Source organism: Streptomyces sp. NPDC101166 (genome assembly GCF_044768125.1).
In the GTDB taxonomy this organism is placed as follows: Bacteria; Actinomycetota; Actinomycetes; order Streptomycetales; family Streptomycetaceae; genus Streptomyces.
In genome coordinates this window covers 1-1,082 of the sequence record NZ_JBIWPF010000320.1, presented here as the reverse complement: position 1 = coordinate 1,082, position 1,082 = coordinate 1, and the positions used below count along the sequence as shown (strand labels likewise).

Annotated in this window: 2 protein-coding genes; both read left to right on the top strand. The window is 65.6% G+C overall.

What is annotated here, in order from left to right:
• Positions 1 to 789: thiamine pyrophosphate-dependent enzyme (locus ACIRS4_RS38775; RefSeq protein WP_404205062.1), on the top strand; the 789-nt coding region annotated here is incomplete at its 5' end.
• Positions 786 to 1,082 (top strand): acetolactate synthase small subunit (gene ilvN, locus ACIRS4_RS38770; protein WP_404205060.1); only part of this gene is annotated, 297 nt, incomplete at its 3' end. The genes ACIRS4_RS38775 and ilvN, both read left to right, overlap by 4 nt.

Below are 1,082 nucleotides of genomic sequence, written 5' to 3'. Positions count from 1 at the left end.
CTGAGCGGTATCCGCGACGCCTACCCGCTGGGCTGGAAGACCCCGTCGGACGGTTCGCTGTCGCCGGAGTTCGTGATCGAGAAGCTGGGTCAGCTGGCCGGTCCCGAGGCGATCTACTGTGCCGGCGTCGGCCAGCACCAGATGTGGGCCGCGCAGTTCATCAAGTACGAGAACCCGCGTACCTGGCTGAACTCGGGCGGTCTGGGCACCATGGGTTACGCGGTGCCCGCGGCCATGGGCGCCAAGATGGGCATGCCGGACTCCGAGGTGTGGGCCATCGATGGTGACGGCTGCTTCCAGATGACCAACCAGGAGCTGGCCACCTGTGCCGTCGAGGGCGTGCCGATCAAGGTCGCGCTGATCAACAACGGCAACCTGGGCATGGTCCGCCAGTGGCAGACCCTGTTCTACGAGAAGCGCTACTCCAACACCGACCTGGGCACCCACACCCTGCGCATCCCCGACTTCGTGAAGCTCGCGGAAGCCTTGGGCTGCCACGGTATTCGCGTGGAGAAGGAAGAGGACGTGGAGGCCGCGATCCGCGAGGCGCAGTCGATCAACGACCGTCCCGTGGTGATCGACTTCATCGTCGGCAAGGACGCGCAGGTGTGGCCGATGGTCGCCGCCGGCACGTCGAACGACGAGATCATGGCCGCGCGCGGCATCCGCCCGCTGTTCGACGACGACGAGCAGGCTTCCGAGCCGGCCGTCATCCACGAGGCCATGTCGCACGAGAAGGCTTCGCTGAACGCTCACGAGCGCGCTTCCCAGAAGGGGACCGAGGAATGACCACCACCCACACCCTCTCCGTGCTGGTGGAGGACAAGCCGGGCGTGCTGGCCCGGGTGGCTTCGCTGTTCTCCCGGCGTGGCTTCAATATCCAGTCCCTCGCGGTGGGTGGCACCGAGATCCCCGAGATCTCGCGCATGACCATCGTGGTGACCGTGGAGGACCTGCCGCTCGAGCAGGTCACCAAGCAGCTCAACAAGCTGGTCAATGTCATCAAGATCGTGGAGCAGGACACCGATTCCTCGGTCGCCCGTGAACTGATCCTGGTGAAGGTGCGTGCCGACGCGAGCGTG